This is a genomic window from Neobacillus sp. SRL179, assembly GCF_984799095.1.
The window spans coordinates 2,494,196-2,515,309 of the sequence record NZ_OZ481792.1; the positions used below are offsets into that span (position 1 = coordinate 2,494,196).

Consider the following 21,114-nt stretch of genomic DNA (forward strand, 5'->3'; position numbering starts at 1 on the left):
CCATGACATGGGAGCCAGAAATAAAAGAACTTGGTCGCCGTGAATCCCTTGCCCAGCAAATGGGAGGAGAGGAACGTGTTAATAAACACAAGGCACAAGGTAAATTAACCGTAAGAGAACGTATTGCGTGTTTGCTAGATGAAGATAGCTTTCATGAAACGGGTGCGCTTGCCGGAAAAGCAAAATACGATGAAAATGGTCAATTAATTGATTTTACTCCAGCCAACTTTTTAGTGGGAACGGGGCGGATTAATGGACGAAAAGTTGTCGTTGGGGGTGATGACTTTACCATTCGCGGGGGAGCAGCAGACGGAGCCATCATGGGAAAGCAAATCTATTCGGAGAAGATGGCGCACGACCTCCAGCTGCCACTCATCCGTCTCGTTGATGGCACAGGCGGAGGTGGAAGTGTTAAATTTCTGGATACAGAAGGCCATACATATGTTCCAGTAAATCCTGCCTGGAATGTTGTGGTTTCAAATATGGAGCGTGTTCCTGTTGTGGCTTTGTGTCTGGGTTCGGTAGCAGGTCTCGGAGCAGCTAGAGTCGTCGCTTCCCATTTTTCCGTCATGGTAGAAGAAACCGCACAATTATTTGTTGCAGGGCCGCCGGTCGTGAAATATGGCATGGGCCAGAATTTAACAAAGGAAGAATTAGGCGGAGTTCAAGTCCACCGGTCGAGCGGCGCCATTGATAATATCGCCAGTTCGGAAGAAGACGCTTTTGAGCAGACCCGAAGATTCTTATCTTATCTTCCCTCTAACGTATGGCAGCTTCCTCCTGTACAAATATCTACAGACGATTCAAACCGCAGGGAGGAACGATTAATTTCTGTTATCCCAAGAAACAGGAGATCACCCTATAAAATTCGAGAAATTTTGCCGCTTATTTTTGATCAGGATTCTATCTTTGAAATGGGACGCTATTATGGCGGTGGCACGCTCACATGTTTTGCCCGTCTTGACGGACATCCGGTAGGGGTATTAGCTTCAGACCCTTACGTGAGCGGCGGAGGATTAACTGCGGAGAGTTGTGAAAAAATCGAGAGATTTGTAGATCTATGTCAAACCTTCCATTTACCAATGGTTAATCTAGTCGACCAGCCAGGGATGGTGATTGGTCTTCCAAATGAATTAAAGGGAACGATTCGAAAAGGGGCTCGAGCCATTGCGGCGATTTATCAGGCGAAAATTCCCATGATTGAAATCATCATGCGCCGTGTTTTTGGTGTCGGGGGTGCTGGAATGACAAATGGCCACGGATTAAATCTACGTTATGCTTGGCCATCTGGCGATTGGGGATCACTTCCTGTTGAAGGTGGTGTACAAGTTGCTTATCGTCGTGAGTTAGAAGCAAGTGACAATCCGAAAGAATTATTAAAGGATTTGCTTGAGCGAATGGAATCCGTGCGCTCGCCTTTCCGCACGGCTGAAGCATTCGGCGTGGAAGAAATTATTGATCCACGAGATACCCGGCCGCTTATTTGTGAGTGGGTGAAGGATGCATATGCACTTCTTCCGCAAATGCTAGGTCCATCCAGTCATGGGATGCGTCCGTAAATCAAAAGAGGAGGTAATGTGATTGAATCCATTAATGGAAGGGGCCTTTCCAGAAGAAATTGTTACAAAAGGCTTGGAATATTGGGCTCAAACAGCGGGTGAGAAAACCTTTCTTTACTACGGGGAAGATGAGAAAAGCATTTCGTATCAACAATTTCACCAATTGACGAATAGCATTGGCCATTCTCTTATGGACAGAGGCATCCAAAAAGGCGACCGTATATCTGTTTTTTTAAATAATCCATATATTACGATTATGGTTATGTTCGGCATATGGAAATGCGGAGCAGTATTCAGTCCCATTAATTTTAATTACCGCGGCAAACTATTAAGTTATCAGTTAAACGATACGAAGCCTAAATTGCTAATAACAGAAAGGTCAAAGGTGCCTGTATTAAATGAAATAGCTTTAGAAACCGGTGGAATCAGCGCGGTGATTCATAACCCAAAAGAAGGAGATCATGATTATTCAGCAGAAGGTGCAGCTCTGCCTTTGCACCCAAATTATCAGGAACTCCCACTTAGTCATCTCATGCAAGGTGATACGACTGAATTAAAAATCGAGTTAAACTATTGGGATACGGCTAATATTATTTATACTTCCGGAACCACTGGACCGGCAAAAGGGGTTGTTCAATCACATCGCTGGATTAATGGATACACGGCTGGAAGCAGGCAGATGATGTCATCAGAGGATGTCATCTATAACGACCTGCCCCTTTACCATGTAGGTGGTGCCTTCTTTAATGTAGCAAAGGCAGCCTATGAGGGCTGCACTGTGGCACTATGGGATAAATTCAGCCCGCATCAGTTTTGGAACCGGATTCATAAGTGCAAAGCGACGATGGTTACACTGTTAGATGTGATGATTCCATGGCTTGTTAATCCAGAACCAAGTGAAAACGATCGTTATAATACCTTAAATAAAGTTCATATGCAGCCGCTTCCACTCAATCATCACGAAGTCGCTCAACGCTTTGGTTTTGATATTGTGACGGCCGGTTTTGGGCAAACAGAATCAGGGAATCCGCTAATTAGTATTATTGTTGAAACGGAAGAAGGCGAAGGAACTCCACCACCCCTTTATAAAGGCCTTTCCCGCCAAAAAATTATGGACCAATGTAAGCTTAACAAAATTCCAATGATGCTTGGCAAACAAGTGACGAAAAAAGGATATATGGGAACGCCGCCCTATTACTTTGATGCAGCTATTCTTGATGACAATGATGTAGAGGTGTCTGTTGGTGAAGTGGGTCAATTGGTCCTTCGCTCTCATTTACCGCATCTTATATTAACTGAATATTTTAATAAACCCGAATCTACCGTCAAGTCTTTTCGTAATCTTTGGTTCCACACAGGAGATGCCGCTTACCTAGGGGAGGATGGAAAATACTATTTCGTTGACAGGCTGGGTGGGGTTATTCGATGCCGTGGTGAGAAAATTTCTTCTTATCAGTTGGAAGACATTATCAATGGTCATCCAGACATCAATCTTACCGCAGCCTTTCCAGTACCTGCAGAAGTAGGCGATGAGGATGATGTAGCAGTATTTGTTGTTAGGAAAACAGGGTCTTTGCTGAATGAAGAACAACTAAATGAATGGGTTAAAAATAAAATGCCCAAATACATGTGGCCGAAGTATGTTCGTTTTACAGATGAAATTCCACGTACACCAACAAATAAGGTAGAAAAATATAAATTGCGGCAGCAATTACTGGCTGAGTTACGTTTGAAGGTTCCCCAATAGGTGTTCCTGGACATAACGGAAGATATCCTACTTAATTTCGTATTCTGTTAATAAGTTTGGGAGGTATAAATGAACGATGAAAGATCTTTTACAAAAAAGCTGGCCTAAAGAAGTCGATAAAACACTCACCTATCGCTTAGGAGAAAGACCATTACATGAATATGTCATGCAAAATGCCATTGATACACCGAATAAAATTGCCTATTCATTTTATGGCATGGATGTGTCATGGCAGGAACTTAATGATTCGATTGGCAGATTTGCCCAATTTTTAGCAAGTAAAGGGGTAGAAAAAGGAGACCGTATCGCTTTATTTATGCAAAATTGTCCTCAATACATTATCGCTCATTACGGAATACAGCGCTTAGGGGGAGTAGTCGTCCCGTTAAACCCGATGTATAAAGAATCAGAGCTGGAGTATTTAATCAATGAGGCAAACATAAAAGCTGTTGTAGCAGGCGAAGAACTGCAAGCTTTGATTGGAGCGGTTCATCCGAAGACAGCTTCGGTCGAATTTGTCGTGACAACTAATTATGCTGATTATCTCCCAGATCACCCTACCTTAACCATTCCGGACGAACTTAGATTGATAAAGCAGCATACGGAGCATACGTTTGATTTCATTCAGGTGCTTAATGATCATGAACCATATGCAAATCAAGTAGAAATTGACTTGTGGAATGATATTGGCTTGATGGTTTTTACATCAGGTACTACAGGCAGACCTAAAGCAGCCATGTTGCCGTTCGGCAGTGCTCTGTTTAAAACAGCTTCCACGGTCCATGCCAATCAATTCGATTTGCATGCTCGTTACCTGACCATCGCGCCGCTGTGCCATATTGCCGGGATGGTCATGGGAGTCAATATACCTGTCTATACTGGCTCAGATTGCTACATTTTAACCCGTTTCGACCCTGCTACAACTGTTGAGGCGATTGAAAAATATCAAATTACGAATTGGTATAGTATTGCACCGATGAATGTGGCGATATTAAATTTACCGGGGATTGAAAAGAAAGATTTATCTTCTTTAAAAAGAAACTCTTCTACGAGCTTTGGCATTCCAGTTACTGAGCAATTAGCGAGCCAATGGAAGGAACTAACGAAGGGCTGCATTATGCATGAAGCATCCTATGGCTTAAGTGAGACCCATACATGCGATACGTTTATGCCGCTTCATCAAATCAAATGGGGAAGCTGCGGTATTCCATCATTTGATACAGAGTTAAAAATAGTAGATTTTGAAACAGGGAAGCCAGTTGGACCTGGTGAAAAGGGCGAAATTGTCCTTAAAAACCCGGGAGTGTTTAAGGGATATCTTAACAGACCTGATGCTACGGCAGAAACCCTTCGAGACGGCTGGGTTCACACCGGAGATATCGGCAGTCTGGATGAGGATGGCTATTTATATTTTCACGGCCGGATCAAAGAAATGATTAAAAGTTCAGGCTATAGTGTGTTTCCAGAAGATGTGGAAGCCTTGCTAAATGAACATCCAGGCATCCGGCAAAGTGCTGTCATCGGGGTCCCGGATCCAATTAGAGGTGAAAGTGTTAAGGCCTTCATTGTTTTAAAATCAGAATATGCGGGCAAGATTTCTGAGAATGAAATGATTCGTTGGGCAAGTGAAAAAATGGCTGCTTACAAGTATCCAAGATTTGTAGAATTCCTCGATGCACTGCCGGCAACCAGCTCAGGTAAAGTGTTAAGAAGGCTTCTAAAGGAACCACTAGAAAAGGACGTGAAACAGTGATTGATCAAGAAAAGAGTTTGGTTCAAGAAGCAGTCGATGACTTATTGAGAAGAAAAGAACGTGCCAAGTTAAATGGTGGAGAAGCGAAAATTAAACGCCAACATGAGGCTGGTTTTTATACTGCTAGAGAAAGGATTAACTTGCTAGTGGATCCAGACTCGTTTTTAGAGATTGGGATGCACAATCATTCGGACATGGTTGGCTCAGAAGAGAAAAGCGCCGGTGATGGACTTATTGCCGGGCTTGCAAAAGTGGATGGGAGACCCATTGTCGTTCAAGCTGGTGATAAAACCGTATTTGCTGGAACGGAAGGCGCTGTACATATGCGTAAAGCCGTTTCCATCCATCAATATGCACTTAAACGCGGGCTTCCTATGTTTTACCTGCATGAAGGGGGCGGTCTAAGAATGCCGGATGGAATGGGGTCAGATGGAATCAGCGATAAACTTTTTCCAAATGAAATGTTAACCCATGGCCGGCAGGTTCCTTCTATTACGAGTATTCTTGGTGATAGCTTTGGAGGTCCCACTTGGACAGCTGTCTCATCTGATTTTGTCTCCCAGTTAAAAGGGACCTGCATGGCTGTTGCCGGACCGAGAATGATTGAAATGGCGACCGGACAGCAAGTCTCTACCGAAGAGCTGGGCGGTTGGAATGTCCATGCCTCTCAAACCGGGCAAGTTGATGCGTTTGGTAATACGGAGGAAGAATGCATTGCGCAAATGAAGGATTTCTTTAGTTACATGCCGCTAAATGCAACAGAGGAGCCGCCGTATAAAGAAACTGGAGACGACCCATACCGCAGGGTAGACAGAGTATTGGATATTTTGCCAAATAAAATGAACCGCGCTTATGATATGAAGAAAATCATTACTGAAATCGTTGATAACCGGCAGTTTTTTGAATATAAGGCACTCTATGGTTCGGCCCTCATAACCGTGTTTGCCAGAATGAATGGAAGAACGGTTGGTGTTATTGCCAATCAGCCAATCAAATATGCTGGCGCATCTGGCGTACAGGAATGTGAAAAGGCGACTGATTTTATATGTCTATGTGACTCCTATCATATTCCGATGATTTTCCTTCACGATACCCCTGGTTTCCGGATCAGTAATGAAGCTGAAAAAATGAAGATTCCTTCCAAAATTATGGTATGGAATCAAGCGCTCGCTCAATCAACAGTTCCTAAAATTTCGGTTGTGATACGAAAAAGTGTGGGAGCTGCATATGGAAACATGTGTGGTCCGACCATGGGAGCAGATTTTGTAGTAGCATGGCCAACAGCCGAAATTAATTTTACTGGACCAGAAGTGGGAATCAATGTCGTTTATGGCCGCCAGCTGCAAGGGTTGGAAAATGCCAAAGAAGTTCGTCAAGAGCTGCTTGAAAAGTGGGCATTCGATAGTTCCCCTTATAAAGCGGCAGCGAAGCATCTCATTGATGATGTGATTGACCCGCGCGATACAAGGAAATTCCTTTGTAAAACCCTAGAATTTGCACTAGTGAAAAATGGGTCGAAAAGTGAACGGAGACTAGCAAATTGGCCGACAGGATTTTAATAGGTGGAAATGAGGATAGCAACAAAAATGTGAGGGAGGAAAAAGAATGTCTAATAGAGATGCAGTCATAGTGTCAGCGGTGAGGACCCCGATTGGAAGGCAAGGGGGAGCATTGGCTAGTTTGAATGCACATGAATTTGGTGCAGTGGTAATCAAGGAAGCGTTAAATCGAGCGGGTGTAAATGCCAATCAAGTGGAGGATGTTATTTTTGGAAATGTTTTAAGCGGAGGCGGGAACATTGCTAGATTAACAGCATTACAGACAGGGCTGTCGCTTGAAATTCCCGGCTTAACCATTGATCGCCAATGCGGTTCAGGTATTAATGCTGTGAATTTAGCTGCCCAAGCCATAAAATCCGGAGCGGGAGATATTTACGTAGCAGGTGGAACAGAAAGTATGAGTCGAGCCCCCTATTTAATGGACCGCCCAACAAAAGCTTATAGTCCTGTGCCGCCCAGATTTCGCTCAGCTCAGCTATCACCAAAGGAAATAGGCGATCCGCCGATGGGGATCACCGCCGAAAATCTAGTGAAAAAATATCACATTTCTAGAGAAGAGCAGGATGCATATGCACTAAGAAGCCAACAAAGAATGGCAGCAGCAATGGAGCAGGAATTTTTCAAACAACAAATTGTGCCAATTGATATTTCAGTTAGAAAAGGAGCGCCCATTACATTTACAGTGGATGAGCATCCAAGACCAAATACTACTTTGGAAGGTTTAGCAAAACTGCCACCCGCTTTTTTGGAAGATGGAACGGTTACAGCGGGGAGCAGTTCAGGACTTAATGATGCAGCCAGTGCTTTAGTGTTGATGTCCCGTGAAAAAGCTTCTGAATTAGGTTTGAAGCCGCTCGCAGTTGTCCGTGACTACGCTGTTAGTGGTGTAGATCCAAACATTATGGGAATTGGTCCAGTGCCTGCCACTAGAAAGTTACTAAAACGTTCCGGTTTAAGATTGGATGATATTGACTTTGTAGAATTAAACGAAGCATTTGCCTCTCAAGTCATTGCCTGTAATCGAGAGTTGGAAATCCCGGAAGAAAAACTGAATGTAAATGGCGGAGCCATTGCCCATGGACACCCGCTGGGAGCAACAGGAGCGATCTTACTGACGAAAGCGATCTATGAATTACAAAGGACCAATAAACACACTGCTATTATTACGGCCTGCATTGGCGGCGGGCAAGGGATTGCAACACTGATTGAACGAGAAGGATAAGAAACAATAATTCCAAAGAATCAGGGGTGAAATAAATATGGAAAACCAATTAGTAAAGCTGACAAAAAATGATCGTATTGGTATTGTAACCATTGATAATCCGCCTTTAAATGTGTTGAGCAGCCAGGTAAAAAACCAGTTAAGCGATGTTTTTGATGAGATTGCTCATGATAACGAAATTGTCGTGGTGATTTTGACTGGTACCGGCAGCAGGGCTTTTATGGCAGGAGCTGATATTAAAGAATTCCCTCAATCCATTGGAAAAAGTGGCATGAAAGAAACCGTATTGAAGCAACACACAGTCTTTAATCAAATCGACTTCTTGCCTAAACCAACCATTGCTGTCTTAAATGGGCTGACCTTTGGCGGCGGATGTGAACTTGCCATAACTTGTGATATCCGTATCGCAGAAGAACATGTACAAATAGGACTGCCGGAAATCAAATTAGGAATCTTTCCGGGCGGCGGCGGAACTCAGCGTCTGCCTAGAATCATAGGCGAAGCGAAAGCAAAGGAGCTTATGTTTGTCGGAGACCCCATTACGGCTCATGAGGCTGAAAAATTGGGCTTAGTGAATCAGATAGTTGGAACGGGCGAAGGAATGAAAGCCGCCTTGACGATGGCAAAGAAAATCAGTGGTTATTCCCTTCAAGCACTATCTCGAATAAAGAAAGCGGTAGATGAAGGAACAAACATGGAATTTCAAGCGGGGATTGAAAGAGAAGCAGAACTGTTTGCAGAAGTCTTTTTAACGGAAGATGTGAAAGAAGGGGTTTCGGCATTTATTGAAAAAAGAAAGCCCATTTTTGCCCATAAATAGGCTTTCAAAAGGAGGGCTGGCATGTTTAAGAAAATATTAATTGCGAATCGCGGCGAAATTGCTGTTCGTGTTATGCGTACCTGTCAATCTATGAAAATCCAAACAGTTGCTGTATATTCGGAGGCGGATGCCAAGGCACTGCATGTGAAAATGGCGGATGAAGCTCATATGATTGGTGGCCCTCGGGTAAATGAGAGCTACCTTAATATGGATAAAATCATTGAAGTTGCACGAATGACGAACTCGGAAGCCATTCATCCAGGATACGGATTGCTATCGGAAAACGCCCAATTTGCTCGTAAATGCGAGCAAGCCGGAATTACGTTTATCGGTCCTAATCCAGATGTCATCGAGCAAATGGGCAGTAAGATCAAATCTCGTCAAGCTATGGAAAAAGCTGGTGTTCCGATTGTTCCGGGTATCAAGCATCCATTAAAAGAAGTAGAAGAGGCAGTGCTTGTTGCTACTGAAATGGGTTTCCCTGTTATGCTGAAAGCATCTGCAGGCGGAGGAGGAATTGGCATGCAGCTGGTGCAGAATGAGGAGGAACTCCGAAAATCCTTCACAGGCAATCAAACTCGTGCCAAAAATTTTTTCGGTGACGGGGCCATGTACCTTGAAAAGTATATTCAAAACCCACGACATATTGAAATCCAACTATTAGCTGACAAACTCGGGAACACCGTGTACTTATGGGAGAGAGAATGCTCCATTCAGCGCCGTCATCAAAAGGTTCTTGAAGAAGCACCGTCCCCATTTCTGGATGATGTAACTCGACGAAAAATGGGAGAAGCTGCAGTGCTGGCAGCTCAATCACTAGGGTACAGTAACGCTGGGACAATTGAGTTTCTAGTAGACGCTGAAAAGAATTTCTATTTTCTTGAAATGAACACAAGATTACAAGTGGAGCATCCTGTTACCGAGGAAATTACGGGGATTGATATCGTTGAAAAACAAATACGGATTGCTTCCGGAGAACCATTAGGGTTTAAACAATCAGAGATTAAGAGAAATGGGCATGCCATTGAGGTCAGAATCTATGCAGAAGACCCCAAGACATTTTTTCCATCACCGGGAAAGATAACAACATTTAGTATTCCACAGGGGAAGGATATTCGACATGAACTGGCGGTGGAGGAAAACTCGGTCGTTACTCCTTTCTATGATCCTATGATTGCTAAATTAATTGTTACAGCAGCTACTCGTGAAGAAGCAATTGAAAAGCTCCATTCAGCATTACAGGCTTATCATGTCGAGGGGATCAAAACAAATGTAGTATTGCTGAAAGAAATATTGGAACACTCAGCCTTCCAATCCGGGGACACGACAACTAATTTCTTGGAAGCAATTAATTTCAAATTAAAAACCTAAGATGAAAAACAGAAATTCACACTAGGAGGAAGTTTAAAGATGAAAAGTTGGATGGTTAATCAATTGGGAGATCCTAAAGAAGTTTTAGAGTTAAAGGAGTTACCTGTTCCTCCTATTGAAAAGGGGAAACTATTAATTCAAGTCGATGCTTCCTCCCTTAATTTTTTTGATATTTTACTTTGCCAAGGGAAATATCAGGAGAGGCCGCCGTTACCGTTTACCCCCGGTGCTGAGATTTCCGGAATTGTCCGTGCGGTCGAAGAAGGAAGTAAATTTCAAGTGGGACAGCGTGTTGTGGCAACTCCAGCATTACCTAACGGCGGTTTAGCTGAATGGGTAAGTGTTTCGGAAGATTCCGTTTATGTCATCTCAGAATCAATGTCTCCAAGTGAAGCTGCTTCCATGTTTATTACCTATCAAACCTCTTACTATGCGTTATATCACCGTGCTAATATTCAAAAAGGGGAAGTTCTATTAGTCCATGCAGGAGCTGGTGGAGTTGGCTCAGCCGCCATACAGCTTGGCAAGGCAAGAGGAGCAAAAATCATTGCAACCGCTGGCGGGCCTGAAAAGGTTCAATTATGTAAAGACCTTGGAGCGGATATCGCCATAGATTATCTGACTGAAAATTTCGTTGATATTGTGAAAAAAGAAACGGGTGGCCGAGGCGCCGATGTCATTTATGATCCTGTCGGTGGAGATGTTTTTGATCAATCAAGAAAATGTATTGCTTTTGATGGACGTTTATTGGTTATCGGATTTGCAGGAGGCCGCATTCCCGATGCTCCGGTAAATCATGCCTTGATTAAAAACTATTCCATTGTCGGAGTCCATTGGGGCTTGTTCCGCAGATTGAATCCAGATAAGGTAATTGAAATCCATGAACATCTAATGAAACTCTATGAACAAGGGTCGATTAAGCCATTGATTTACAGAGAGTATGATTTCAACGAAGTGCCTTCTGCCTTAGAGGTGTTGGCAGATCGTCAAACGTACGGAAAATTAGTGGCATTGCCTTAGGAAAATACTGATGGGGGGATGAAAAGTTTGAATTTTTCTTATTCCGAAAAAGTAGTAACACTCCAGAAAAAGGTCATTCATTTTATGGAGGAGTATGTATATCCAAATGAAAAGGTTTATCAAGAACAATTAAATCAACAGAAAACACGCTGGTCTGATATTCCGCCAATTATGGAAGAACTTAAGCAGAAGGCAAAATCGAATGGTTTATGGAACTTGTTCTTACCTGAAAGTGAATATGGAGCCGGCTTAACTAATCTTGAGTATGCCCCTCTTTGTGAAATCATGGGCAGATCTGTGATTGGGCCAGAAGTATTTAATTGTAATGCACCAGATACAGGAAACATGGAAGTGCTTGTACGTTATGGGACAGAAGCGCAAAGAAAACAATGGCTTGAACCCCTTCTGGCAGGAGAGATTCGTTCATGCTTTTCTATGACTGAGCCAGATGTTGCCAGCAGTGATGCAACCAATATTAACACAAGTATTATTAGAGATGGCGACGAATATGTCATTAATGGAAGAAAATGGTGGTCTTCAGGTGCTGGTGATCCGCGATGCAAGATTGCGATCGTGATGGGGAAAAATGATCCAACCGCCCCTTCGCATGAACAGCAGTCGATGATTCTCGTTCCACTTAATACACCGGGAGTTAAAATCGAACGTATATTACCAGTGTTTGGATATGATGATGCGCCACATGGTCATGCGGAAATCGTCTATGACAATGTACGGGTCCCCGCTGAAAATATGCTATGGGAAGAAGGCAAAGGGTTCGCAATAGCTCAAGGACGGCTTGGACCGGGCCGGATTCATCACTGTATGAGATTAATTGGTCTAGCTGAGCGTGCATTGGAAGACTTATCAAAGCGTGTTCTTAGTCGAACTGCTTTTGGTAAAAAACTAGCAGAGCAAGGTGTTGTTCAAGAGTGGATTGCCGATTCCCGAATTGAAATAGAACAAGCGCGTTTATTGACATTAAAAGCAGCCTATATGATGGACACAGTTGGAAATAAGGAAGCAAAAACTGAAATCGCCATGATAAAAGTGGTTGCACCAAATATGGCACTGCGTGTTCTTGACAGAGCTATTCAAGCCTTTGGTGCCGCAGGTGTAAGTAACGATTTCACGCTTGCCTATCATTGGGCGAATGCCCGGACGTTAAGGCTGGCAGATGGTCCCGATGAAGTCCATCGCCGCCAAATTGCTAAATTAGAGCTACGAAAATATCAAACAGCTGATCTAGCTGCAATCCGGTAATTATCAAGGGGAAAAGCTTAATAGAAAAATTGAAAAAGGGTGATGAAATGCGTCTAGAAAACAAAGTAGCGATTATTACTGGCGGCGGAGGAGGAATAGGCAGAGCAACTGCTGTCAGATTTGCAAAAGAAGGTGCTAAAATCCTTGTAGCCGATTTTAGAGAAGAGGCAGGTATCCAAACCGTTCATTTCATTAAGGAAGTTGGCGGCGAAGCAGATTTTGTTCGTGTCGATATGACCAAACCAGATGATGTAGAGCACATGGTCCAAAAAGCCATTGATCGTTTTGGTAAACTTGACATCTTAATCAACAACGCTGGTGTAAAAAGTGATGAGAAAAAAATACCGGATGTTTCGCTTGAAGAGTGGCAGGAGGTCTTCGATATCAATACTACCGGTGTGTTTTTAGGAATGAAGTATGCGATTCCAAAGATGGCAGCAGGGGGATCAATCGTCAACACTGCAAGTATTGCAGGGATTAAAGGCCAAAAGCTAGTAGCCGCCTATTCAGCCTCTAAGAGCAGTGTTATCGCTCTTACAAAGACCGCTGCAACGGAATTTGGTAAAAAGAATATTCGTGTGAATGCGATTGCGCCAGGAATTATTGATACAGATATGGTGGAAGATTGGAAAAAGACTAAAAAATGGCCAGTATTATCTACAGCCAATGCCTTAAATCGAATCGGTCAGCCTACAGAAATTGCTAATACGATTTTATTCCTTGCTTCCGATGAATCTTCCTTTATAACAGGAGAAACTATCGTAGTTGATGGCGGCACATTAAATCTTTAGGATTCTATCTTGACATATGATTGAATAGATATTTTGTTTGTTGAAGGGGCTATTCCCACATGAAAGGGATAAAACTCATGTTAAGAGTGTTTCTAAGTGAACCGTTGTGGTTCAAAATACTAATCACTGTAACTTTTCTAGCTTCCATTATTTTAAGTAGTTCATATTATTCAGATTATCCCTATTTACGAGGGGGGTCCAAATTAGCAGCGGCGATCTTCTTTTGTGCGTACGGGATTAAATTCAGGAAAAATACTAAGATATCTTTACTATTTCTTGTTTTTTCAGCTTTCTGTATTTACCTAACCATTATGTCAATACTTTAATAAACCCTAGTATTATATTAGAATTCGTCTATTAATAAGATGAATACGACCATATTCAAATATTTGGGGCTTGAGTTAACAGTGGAGCTGTCATCGAGGCAGCTCCTTTTTCTGATTATGAATGAAAATATTTACATTATTTTTTGTTGCAAATGCAACAAACACAGTGTAAATTTAAATTATCTCGTTTATATTGCATTTACAACAAAAATTTATACGTAGGAGTGAACTATGAAGGAAATTCTTCGTGAAATTGGAATGATCGCAAGGGCCCTAGATTCTATAAGTAATATAGAATTTAAAGAATATGAGCTGACAAAAGGGCAGTATTTGTACCTTGTGCGAATATGTGAAAACCCAGGAATCATTCAAGAAAAGGTAGCTGAGATGATAAAAGTAGATCGAACTACGGCAGCTCGTGCTATCCAAAAACTTGAATTGAATGGCTTTATAGAAAAGAAAGGGGACGAATATAACAAAAAAATTAAAAAACTCTTTCCAACAGAGAAAGGGAAAAATATTTATCCTTATATAAAAAGAGAAAATGATTATTCCAACATTGTGGCATTAGAAGGATTTTCTGAAAGTGAAGGCGAAATCATTTTCAATCTCCTGCAAAGAGTCAGAAAAAATATAGAGAAAGACTGGGAATTTGTGAAAAAAGGAAACAAGAGAGATTATTGATTACATAAGGAGCGACATATACCATGACTATACAAATTAAAAAGTGTACCCTTGAGGATTCACGGATACTTCAAGAAATAAGTTATGAAACATTCAATGAGACATTCAAGGATCAGAATTCACCCGAAAATATGAATACTTATTTGGAAAGGGCCTTTAATTTAAAACAACTTGAAAAAGAATTATCCAATCCTTCTTCGCAATTCTTTTTTGTTTATGTTAATCATGAAGTCGCTGGATATTTAAAGGTTAATACCAATGAAGCTCAGTCGGAAGAAATGGGTGATGAATCACTTGAAGTCGAGAGGATTTATATAAAGAACCAATTTAAAAAACAGGGGCTTGGTAAATATCTGCTAAAGAAGGCAATCGAAATAGCGGTGGAACGGAATAAACAGAAAATCTGGCTAGGTGTATGGGAAAAGAATGAAAATGCGATTGCTTTTTATAAGAAAATGGGGTTTGTTCAAACTGGAGCCCACTCGTTCTATATGGGTGATGAACAACAAACAGACTTTATCATGACCAAAACACTTTGATAACTTCGATAAAAGGAGGGGTACAATGTATATTCCTAAACAGTTTAAACTGGATGATGAAGAAGTCATTTATGACTTCATCGAAAATTATGGCTTTGCTACTCTATTTTCTATGCATAACGGAGCACCCTATGCTACACATCTTCCACTAATGCTAAATAAATCTAAAAATGCTTTATACGGTCATTTTGCACGGCCAAACGAACAATGGAAGGATGCCAATAACCAACAAGTTCTTGTCGTTTTCCAAGGTCCACACTGTTATATTTCACCTTCTTGGTATGAAACAATGAAGGCGGTGCCTACTTGGAATTATGTGTCCATCCATTTATATGGAAAGATGGAGATTATTGAAGATGAAAAGGAAATAGTAGATTCATTAAATGACTTGGTAGATAAATATGAGAGTCCAGATAGTCCATACAATTTAGATGATGTTGAACCGAGTTATCTGGAAGGAATGAGTAAAGGAATTGTCGCGTTTAGAATAAACATTACAAAAATGGAAGCAAAAGCTAAATTAAGTCAAAATCACCCTGTGGATCGACAAGAGTTAATTATTAAAAACCTAGAACATACTTCTAAACACGATAACCTACAAGTGGCATCGCTAATGAGGAAAAATCTACAAAAATAAACGTTTATACAACTGACATCAGTACCGAGCAGTATAAGTAGAAGAGCCTAATTTTACAGTGTGGATGAGTAAAATTAGGCTTCTTTAAAGGACAATATATTGTCATTAACTGTTTTCTATTTATAGATTATAAGATTCTATTTTCCTTATGAAACAAGTTTTAGTCCTACTGCTGCTCCTAAAATCATCGCTATAAAGATTAACCTTTTCCAATCTTTTGATTCTCCGTATAAAATCATACCCAGAATTGCCCCTCCAGACGCACCAATACCCGTCCAAATGGCATAAGCTGTTCCCATTGGCAGTGTTTCCATTGCTATCGATAGAAATAGAAAGCTTGCCCCAAACCCTAGAACTAATAAAGCTAAGGATTTCGCATTTCGTTCCTTATGAAGTTTATTGATCAAAGTAACCCCTAACATTTCACATATTCCTGCTAAGACTAAAGAAATCCAGGCCATTAGGAATCAGCTCCTTCCTTAACGTGATCCTTTGTCACTAATTTCAAACCAATTACACCTGCAAGTAATAGTAAAATTAAAAGAATTTTACTCATTTTAAATGGTTCCCCAAAGAAAAGTATTTCAGAAATAACCGTACCGGCCGTGCCCAATCCTACAAAAACCGCATAGACCGTTCCTACGGGAAGTTTGCGTCCCGCCATAATCATGACATAGAAGCTTATAATAATGGATATGATTGTTCCAGACCAAGTCCAAAAATCATCAGCATGTTTCAATCCCATAACCCAAAAAACTTCAAATAGCGCTGCAACAAATACTTTAATCCAGTTTGTATTCATTTCGAAAACCTCCGTTTTGTTAATCAAAATAAAAAGCCTGGAGAAAACTGTCATACAGTTTCTCCCAGGCTTTTATCCTTCCGTGACACAGCAAGGCTGTGAGTTTTCTCTCGGACCAGACCAACTAAAGATTGCGGAACCCTAGAAAACATTAAAATTATAAAATTACCTTTTATTTTACACACATTTATTAAAAGTTCAAGATAAACATCTTGGTAATGTTTTTTACGAATGCTCGAACCTTCTTACCTTTTTCTCAGTACTCCTTTTTTTACAAGGTTAACTAGGGTACCTTTATTTTTATATCTATTGTAAGCAATTAATCTATTTAAATCTTTTATAGTTAATTGTGTTGGATCAATCACCAGTGTATATTCAGGTTCAACTTTATTAATTAATGAAAGAGCGTATTCAATCTGCTTAGAACTTAAAGTGTAATAGTCTTGGTCCGTAAATGAATAAATTGAAAAAACAATCCATTTGGTGGATTTTGTTTATTTTAGTAGAATATTGTAAAAAAAGAGACTTATACCGTATAGGAAATGGTAATTTTTTAGGACTAAACGACCAATTGTAGTATAATGGAGAAAAATTTAAGCCGTTACTTAATATAGGGAGGTAAACAATGGCAGATATTAAATATGAAATTCATAAAACCATCGCAGTCCTATCAGAATCAGCAAAAGGATGGAAAAAGGAACTCAACCTTATCAGCTGGAATGGCAGGGAACCGAAGTATGATATTCGTGACTGGTCCGAAAACCATGAAAAGATGGGGAAGGGCGTTACCTTATCCGAGGAAGAGTTACAAAAGTTGAAGGATGTTATCAACTCTATTTAAAGATTGTTTTTAAAAAGGATTCTATAGAAGGAATAATGGCTGCCAGTCCCAATTGGCAGCCATTACAATTTTTTGGGATCAATCATGTATAATAATATAAATAAGAAAATTACTATCAAATAAAGAAAACGGAGTGTTTTAGTTTGGATTACAACATAGAAACAGCTTTCAACCACATCAAGCAGGCCAAAAACATTGTTGTGCTGTCTGGTGCAGGTATTAGTACCGAATCAGGAATTAAGGATTTTCGCTCCAAAACCGGTGTTTACCAATTTGCCCCTGAATACATATTATCCCTTGATTATTTTTATAAGCATCCGGTAGAGTTCTATCAATTTGCGATGGAGCAGCTTTATCATCCTGATGCCATCCCGAATAAGGGTCATGATATTTTGGCAAAGTGGGAGCAACAAGGAAAAGTCCAGCAGATTATTACCCAAAACATCGATGGCCTTCATCAAAAAGCCGGCAGCCAACATGTCATTGAGTTCCATGGAACGATGAAAACGGCCTCTTGTTTGCATTGTGGAAAAAGCTACTCAGCCGGGGAAATGGTTTCACGTATGCAAACCATCGAGGATTTTTACATATGCAGACAGTGTGAAACTTATAGAGAAAGAGATCGCTATATCAAACCCGATGTGGTTTTGTTTGGCGACGCAGGAGAGTGGTTTTCAATGGAGGGATTTAATACCATCCTTAACCACATTGATGAAGCCGATTGTATTTTAGTCTTAGGGACCAGTCTTAAAGTAACACCATTCTCTACCTTCCCGCAATACAGAAAAAAGGGCGCTCCTTTAATCATTATTAATCAAGGAGACACACCTTACGATCATGCTCCGGGAACTTATGTTATTCATGATTCAATTGGAAAAACCTTATCCAAAATGGATGAATATTTGAATGAAATGGAAGATGCCTAAGGACATTCTTATTGTTTGGTGAAAAATAATAACGGCGCTCTCCCAATTAGGTAGGAATATTAACAAAAAGATCGAAATAGTAATGAATACTTTAGGGTTTACGTTTAAGTCCATTTTCTTAAGGGGGAGCAGGAACAAGTGAAACTAAATAGCGGCATTCAGTATGAACGTTGTTCAGAGGTGGAGGATCGTTTTATTTACCAAGCATTTCATGAGGGCTTTTCAGATTATATCATTAAAATGGATATGTCTGAGGAAGTCTTTCTCACCCGGTTCTTTGGGCCGGAAGGAAATAAGAGAGAAAACTCATTTATCGCTTTTCATCAGGATGATCCGGTTGGGGTTATTCTAGGTGGAATGAAAAATTATGAAGGCATCCAAACGATGAGATGCGGAACGTTAGCGATTCATCCTGAATACAGGGGAACGAAAATCAGTCAGAAACTGTTTGAACTCCACAAAGAAGAGGCTGTTAGACACGGCTGTAAACAATTGTCCTTAGAAGTGATTGTGGGCAATGATCGGGCGATCCGTTTTTACGAAAAATGGGGGTATGAGAAAATATATGATATTGTCTATTACACCCTTGAGGATTTGACTAAGTTGACGAAACCTAGCACTAATGTGTTAATTAATCGAATCGATTTCAAAGATTTCAAGCAGTCAGCTAGTAAGTGGGACTATCATATTAATTGGCAGAATGATCTAGATTTTATTCAAAAAATAACTGATACTTCCTATTATGGTGCCTACATACAAGACCGCATGATTGGAGGTATTGCCATTTCAAAAGCGGGAACAATCCATTTTGTATTGGTCGAAAAGGGTGAGAGGTTGAAAGGCGTAGGTACACACCTTTTGCAAACAGCTGTCGAAAAGTTGAGCCTCTCCAGGCTGTCAATAGGATTTCCCAATAACAGCTTGCTCGAAGGGTTTTTGAAGAAAAATGGTTTTAAAAAAGGGAATCTTACACAATATGAGATGTATTTATTTCTTTAGATACATTCCCAATAAACGGATTCTAGATAATAAGCCGTCTTAAAGACGCAACAATCAAGGTAGTCGGAGAAGATGTCTTTAATAAGCGGTCTTAAAGACAAAACGAGCAAGGTAATCGGAGAAAAAGTCTTTAATAAGCGGTCTTAAAGACAAAACGAACAAGGCAGTTGGAGAAAATGTCTTTAATAAGCGGTCTTAAAGACAAAACGAACAAGGCAGTTGGAGAAAATGTCTTTAATAAGCGGTCTTAAAGACAAAACGAGCAAGGTAATCGGAGAAAATGTCTTTAATAAGCCGTCTTAAAGACAAAACGAGCAAGGTAATCGGAGAAAGTGTCTTTAATAAGCCGTCTTAAAGACAAAGCGAGCAAGGTAGTCAGAGAAAGTGTCTTTAATAAGCGGTCTTAAAGACAAAACGAGCAAGGTAGTCGGAGAAAATGTCTTTAATAGGCGGTCTTAAAGACAAAACGAGCAAGGTAGTCGGAGAAAATGTCTTTAATAAGCCGTCTTAAAGACAAAACGAGCAAGGTAATCGGAGAAAATGTCTTTAATAAGCGGTCTTAAAGACAAAACGAACAAGGTAGTTGGAGAAAATGTCTTTAATAAGCGGACTTAAAGACAAAGCGAGCAAGGTAATCGGAGAAAATGTCTTTAATAAGCCGTATTAAAGACAAAGCGAGCAAGGTAGTCGGAGAAAGTGTCTTTAATAAGCGGACTTAAAGACAAAACGAGCAAGTTAATCGGAGAAAAAGTCTTTAATAAGCGGTCTTAAAGACAAAACGAACAAGGCAGTTGGAGAAAATGTCTTTAATAAGCGGACTTAAAGACAAAACGAGCAAGGTAATCGGAGAAAATGTCTTTAATACCCGGTGTAAGAAATTGTACGAAAATAAAGGCTGCCAGATCAATGGCAGCCTTATTACTTTTTAAACTAAAAAGTCTTCCTAGTTTGTTATTCTTTTTTTCTTTACTAATATCAAATAAGATAAAACTGCTCCACTACCGGCACATACAATCACCACGCCCATCGGTATCGCTGTCTGACCGCCGCCAATTCCAACTAGCGGTGCGACAATTCCTCCGAAAGCATAGGAGGTTACACCCAACAACGCAGAGGCACTTCCTGCATTTTTTCCTTGTGTCTGCATGGCGAGGGAAAATCCTGCTGTATTGACCATCCCAACACTGGAAACGACGAAGAACAATGGAATCAAAATGAAGATTAATTTTGCCTGTAAAATTAATAGGATGAGCATAATAATACCACCTATAAAGGACATGCCTAATCCAAATGTAAACAGTTTTGATTCATAGATTCTCCCTGCTAATCTACCAGTTGTTTGACTATTGATCATAATACCAATAGCATTAATTGCAAAAATGAGACTAAACATTTGTGGAGAGGCACCGTAAATATCTTGAATGACAAATGGCGAACCTGATATGTAGGCAAACATACAAGCAAAAATAAGTCCTTGTGCGATCGCATAGCCCATAAAGCTTCGATCCTGAATTAATTTTGAAAAAGGTCGAAAGGTATTCTTTATGCCGCCAGCCAATCGGTTTTCCTCCTGAAGTGTTTCAGGTAAACTAAATAGAACCAAAAAGAACATGACAAGTCCGATCACACTTAAAACAATAAATACCCCTTGCCATGGAACAATCTTCAATAGTTGTGCTCCTAAAATGGGAGCGAGGATAGGAGCGAGGCCATTGACCAAAGCAAGCAGTGCAAAAAACTTAGTTAATTCGCTGCCTGAATATAAATCTCTTACAATCGCCCTTGCGATGACAACCCCTGCTGACCCTGCAAACCCTTGAATAAAGCGTAAGAGGATTAATCCAAAAATGGATGGGCTAAATACGCATAATAGCGAGGCGATAAAATAGATAAGTAAGCCAATCAAAAGCGGCTTGCGGCGCCCCATGATGTCACTGATCGGCCCTGTCAGCAGCTGTCCCGATCCCAGCCCTAGTACGAAAAACGTTAAGCTGAGTTGTACAAACGATGGGGTTGTATGAAAATCCTTTGTAATGTTTGGCAGAGCAGGTAAATACATATCGATGGATAATGGGCCAAAGGCTGCGAGTGAACCAAGAATAAATGCCATCCATAACCGTTTTGAGCGTGTCAGGACTACCTGTTCAGGCACTGGCTTGAATAATGTATCTCCCATAAATGGTCAAGATCCCTCCCTAATATTTCATTTTCGTCTCTCGAAAGATTTTATTGATATATATAATACCAGATATCTTTAT

At 40.7% G+C, this 21,114-nt stretch carries 19 protein-coding genes and 1 riboswitch; of the genes, 16 read left to right on the top strand and 3 right to left on the bottom strand.

Going from position 1 to position 21,114, the window contains the following annotated elements:
* The first annotated feature begins 2 nt into the window (after window positions 1–2).
* The 13 genes from AC4E8C_RS12335 to AC4E8C_RS12395 all read left to right on the top strand — a co-directional run bounded on the left by AC4E8C_RS12335 (window position 3) and on the right by AC4E8C_RS12395 (window position 15,288).
* On the top strand, window positions 3–1,559 hold the full coding sequence (locus tag AC4E8C_RS12335; RefSeq protein WP_490212391.1) for an acyl-CoA carboxylase subunit beta: 1,557 nt from the start codon (window positions 3–5) through the stop codon (window positions 1,557–1,559).
* A gap of 22 nt (window positions 1,560–1,581) precedes the next feature.
* Entirely contained in the window at window positions 1,582–3,306 is a 1,725-nt protein-coding gene (locus AC4E8C_RS12340) for an AMP-binding protein (protein ID WP_490212392.1), read from the top strand.
* A 76-nt stretch (window positions 3,307–3,382) separates the two neighbouring features.
* Complete coding sequence (locus AC4E8C_RS12345; protein ID WP_490212393.1) at window positions 3,383–5,059, top strand: AMP-binding protein; 1,677 nt, start codon at window positions 3,383–3,385, stop codon at window positions 5,057–5,059.
* Window positions 5,056–6,618 (top strand): acyl-CoA carboxylase subunit beta, encoded by a 1,563-nt coding sequence (locus tag AC4E8C_RS12350; RefSeq protein ID WP_490212394.1) that lies wholly within the window; start codon window positions 5,056–5,058, stop codon window positions 6,616–6,618. Before AC4E8C_RS12345 ends, AC4E8C_RS12350 begins: the two co-directional genes overlap by 4 nt.
* A gap of 46 nt (window positions 6,619–6,664) precedes the next feature.
* Entirely contained in the window at window positions 6,665–7,840 is a 1,176-nt protein-coding gene (locus tag AC4E8C_RS12355) for a thiolase family protein (protein ID WP_490212395.1), read from the top strand.
* 37 nt (window positions 7,841–7,877) lie between these two features.
* Window positions 7,878–8,660: an enoyl-CoA hydratase gene (locus AC4E8C_RS12360; protein ID WP_490212396.1), complete on the top strand. Its 783-nt coding sequence runs from the start codon at window positions 7,878–7,880 to the stop codon at window positions 8,658–8,660.
* A 21-nt stretch (window positions 8,661–8,681) separates the two neighbouring features.
* The gene (locus AC4E8C_RS12365) at window positions 8,682–10,031 is read left to right on the top strand and encodes an acetyl-CoA carboxylase biotin carboxylase subunit (protein WP_490212397.1); all 1,350 of its coding nucleotides are present in this window, start codon (window positions 8,682–8,684) and stop codon (window positions 10,029–10,031) included.
* Window positions 10,032–10,070: 39 nt separating this feature from the next.
* On the top strand, window positions 10,071–11,051 hold the full coding sequence (locus AC4E8C_RS12370) for an NADPH:quinone oxidoreductase family protein (protein ID WP_490212398.1): 981 nt from the start codon (window positions 10,071–10,073) through the stop codon (window positions 11,049–11,051).
* 27 nt (window positions 11,052–11,078) lie between these two features.
* Entirely contained in the window at window positions 11,079–12,311 is a 1,233-nt protein-coding gene (locus tag AC4E8C_RS12375) for an acyl-CoA dehydrogenase (protein ID WP_490212399.1), read from the top strand.
* Window positions 12,312–12,358: 47 nt separating this feature from the next.
* Window positions 12,359–13,102 (top strand): SDR family NAD(P)-dependent oxidoreductase, encoded by a 744-nt coding sequence (locus AC4E8C_RS12380; RefSeq protein WP_490212400.1) that lies wholly within the window; start codon window positions 12,359–12,361, stop codon window positions 13,100–13,102.
* A 557-nt stretch (window positions 13,103–13,659) separates the two neighbouring features.
* Window positions 13,660–14,112: a MarR family winged helix-turn-helix transcriptional regulator gene (locus tag AC4E8C_RS12385; protein ID WP_490212401.1), complete on the top strand. Its 453-nt coding sequence runs from the start codon at window positions 13,660–13,662 to the stop codon at window positions 14,110–14,112.
* Window positions 14,113–14,135: 23 nt separating this feature from the next.
* Window positions 14,136–14,651: a spermidine/spermine N(1)-acetyltransferase gene (gene paiA / locus AC4E8C_RS12390; RefSeq protein ID WP_490212402.1), complete on the top strand. Its 516-nt coding sequence runs from the start codon at window positions 14,136–14,138 to the stop codon at window positions 14,649–14,651.
* Window positions 14,652–14,676: 25 nt separating this feature from the next.
* Window positions 14,677–15,288: an FMN-binding negative transcriptional regulator gene (locus AC4E8C_RS12395; RefSeq protein WP_490212403.1), complete on the top strand. Its 612-nt coding sequence runs from the start codon at window positions 14,677–14,679 to the stop codon at window positions 15,286–15,288.
* 146 nt (window positions 15,289–15,434) lie between these two features.
* Here AC4E8C_RS12395 and AC4E8C_RS12400 read toward each other — a convergent pair whose 3' ends face one another.
* Together AC4E8C_RS12400 and AC4E8C_RS12405 are read right to left on the bottom strand one after the other, a co-directional pair.
* Window positions 15,435–15,749: a DMT family transporter gene (locus tag AC4E8C_RS12400; RefSeq protein WP_490212404.1), complete on the bottom strand. Its 315-nt coding sequence runs from the start codon at window positions 15,747–15,749 to the stop codon at window positions 15,435–15,437.
* Complete coding sequence (locus AC4E8C_RS12405) at window positions 15,749–16,090, bottom strand: DMT family transporter (RefSeq protein ID WP_490212405.1); 342 nt, start codon at window positions 16,088–16,090, stop codon at window positions 15,749–15,751. The genes AC4E8C_RS12400 and AC4E8C_RS12405 overlap by 1 nt, the downstream gene beginning before the upstream one ends.
* A 59-nt stretch (window positions 16,091–16,149) precedes the next feature.
* A riboswitch (guanidine-I (ykkC/yxkD leader) is annotated at window positions 16,150–16,246 on the bottom strand.
* A 469-nt stretch (window positions 16,247–16,715) separates the two neighbouring features.
* Here AC4E8C_RS12405 and AC4E8C_RS12410 point away from each other — a divergent pair.
* From AC4E8C_RS12410 to AC4E8C_RS12420, 3 genes are all read left to right on the top strand, one after another.
* Window positions 16,716–16,931: a YdbC family protein gene (locus AC4E8C_RS12410; RefSeq protein WP_490212406.1), complete on the top strand. Its 216-nt coding sequence runs from the start codon at window positions 16,716–16,718 to the stop codon at window positions 16,929–16,931.
* A 143-nt stretch (window positions 16,932–17,074) separates the two neighbouring features.
* Window positions 17,075–17,857: an NAD-dependent protein deacylase gene (locus AC4E8C_RS12415; RefSeq protein ID WP_490212407.1), complete on the top strand. Its 783-nt coding sequence runs from the start codon at window positions 17,075–17,077 to the stop codon at window positions 17,855–17,857.
* Between the two features lie 138 nt (window positions 17,858–17,995).
* Complete coding sequence (locus AC4E8C_RS12420; protein ID WP_490212408.1) at window positions 17,996–18,856, top strand: GNAT family N-acetyltransferase; 861 nt, start codon at window positions 17,996–17,998, stop codon at window positions 18,854–18,856.
* 943 nt (window positions 18,857–19,799) lie between these two features.
* On the opposite strand, the gene AC4E8C_RS12425 is transcribed toward AC4E8C_RS12420, so the two are convergent.
* Complete coding sequence (locus tag AC4E8C_RS12425; RefSeq protein ID WP_490212409.1) at window positions 19,800–21,032, bottom strand: multidrug effflux MFS transporter; 1,233 nt, start codon at window positions 21,030–21,032, stop codon at window positions 19,800–19,802.
* Between the last annotated feature and the right edge of the window lie 82 nt (window positions 21,033–21,114).

What these genes read in the sequence shown, in the direction of transcription:
- AC4E8C_RS12335 (WP_490212391.1), top strand. Translation starts at nt 3, where the DNA reads ATGACATGGGAGCCAGAAATAAAAGAACTTGGTCGCCGTGAATCCCTT.
- AC4E8C_RS12345 (WP_490212393.1), top strand. Translation starts at nt 3,383, where the DNA reads ATGAAAGATCTTTTACAAAAAAGCTGGCCTAAAGAAGTCGATAAAACA.
- AC4E8C_RS12355 (WP_490212395.1), top strand. Translation starts at nt 6,665, where the DNA reads ATGTCTAATAGAGATGCAGTCATAGTGTCAGCGGTGAGGACCCCGATT.
- AC4E8C_RS12360 (WP_490212396.1), top strand. Translation starts at nt 7,878, where the DNA reads ATGGAAAACCAATTAGTAAAGCTGACAAAAAATGATCGTATTGGTATT.
- AC4E8C_RS12365 (WP_490212397.1), top strand. Translation starts at nt 8,682, where the DNA reads ATGTTTAAGAAAATATTAATTGCGAATCGCGGCGAAATTGCTGTTCGT.
- AC4E8C_RS12370 (WP_490212398.1), top strand. Translation starts at nt 10,071, where the DNA reads ATGAAAAGTTGGATGGTTAATCAATTGGGAGATCCTAAAGAAGTTTTA.
- AC4E8C_RS12380 (WP_490212400.1), top strand. Translation starts at nt 12,359, where the DNA reads ATGCGTCTAGAAAACAAAGTAGCGATTATTACTGGCGGCGGAGGAGGA.
- AC4E8C_RS12385 (WP_490212401.1), top strand. Translation starts at nt 13,660, where the DNA reads ATGAAGGAAATTCTTCGTGAAATTGGAATGATCGCAAGGGCCCTAGAT.
- paiA (WP_490212402.1), top strand. Translation starts at nt 14,136, where the DNA reads ATGACTATACAAATTAAAAAGTGTACCCTTGAGGATTCACGGATACTT.
- AC4E8C_RS12395 (WP_490212403.1), top strand. Translation starts at nt 14,677, where the DNA reads ATGTATATTCCTAAACAGTTTAAACTGGATGATGAAGAAGTCATTTAT.
- AC4E8C_RS12400 (WP_490212404.1), bottom strand. Translation starts at nt 15,749, where the DNA reads ATGGCCTGGATTTCTTTAGTCTTAGCAGGAATATGTGAAATGTTAGGG.
- AC4E8C_RS12405 (WP_490212405.1), bottom strand. Translation starts at nt 16,090, where the DNA reads ATGAATACAAACTGGATTAAAGTATTTGTTGCAGCGCTATTTGAAGTT.
- AC4E8C_RS12410 (WP_490212406.1), top strand. Translation starts at nt 16,716, where the DNA reads ATGGCAGATATTAAATATGAAATTCATAAAACCATCGCAGTCCTATCA.
- AC4E8C_RS12425 (WP_490212409.1), bottom strand. Translation starts at nt 21,032, where the DNA reads ATGGGAGATACATTATTCAAGCCAGTGCCTGAACAGGTAGTCCTGACA.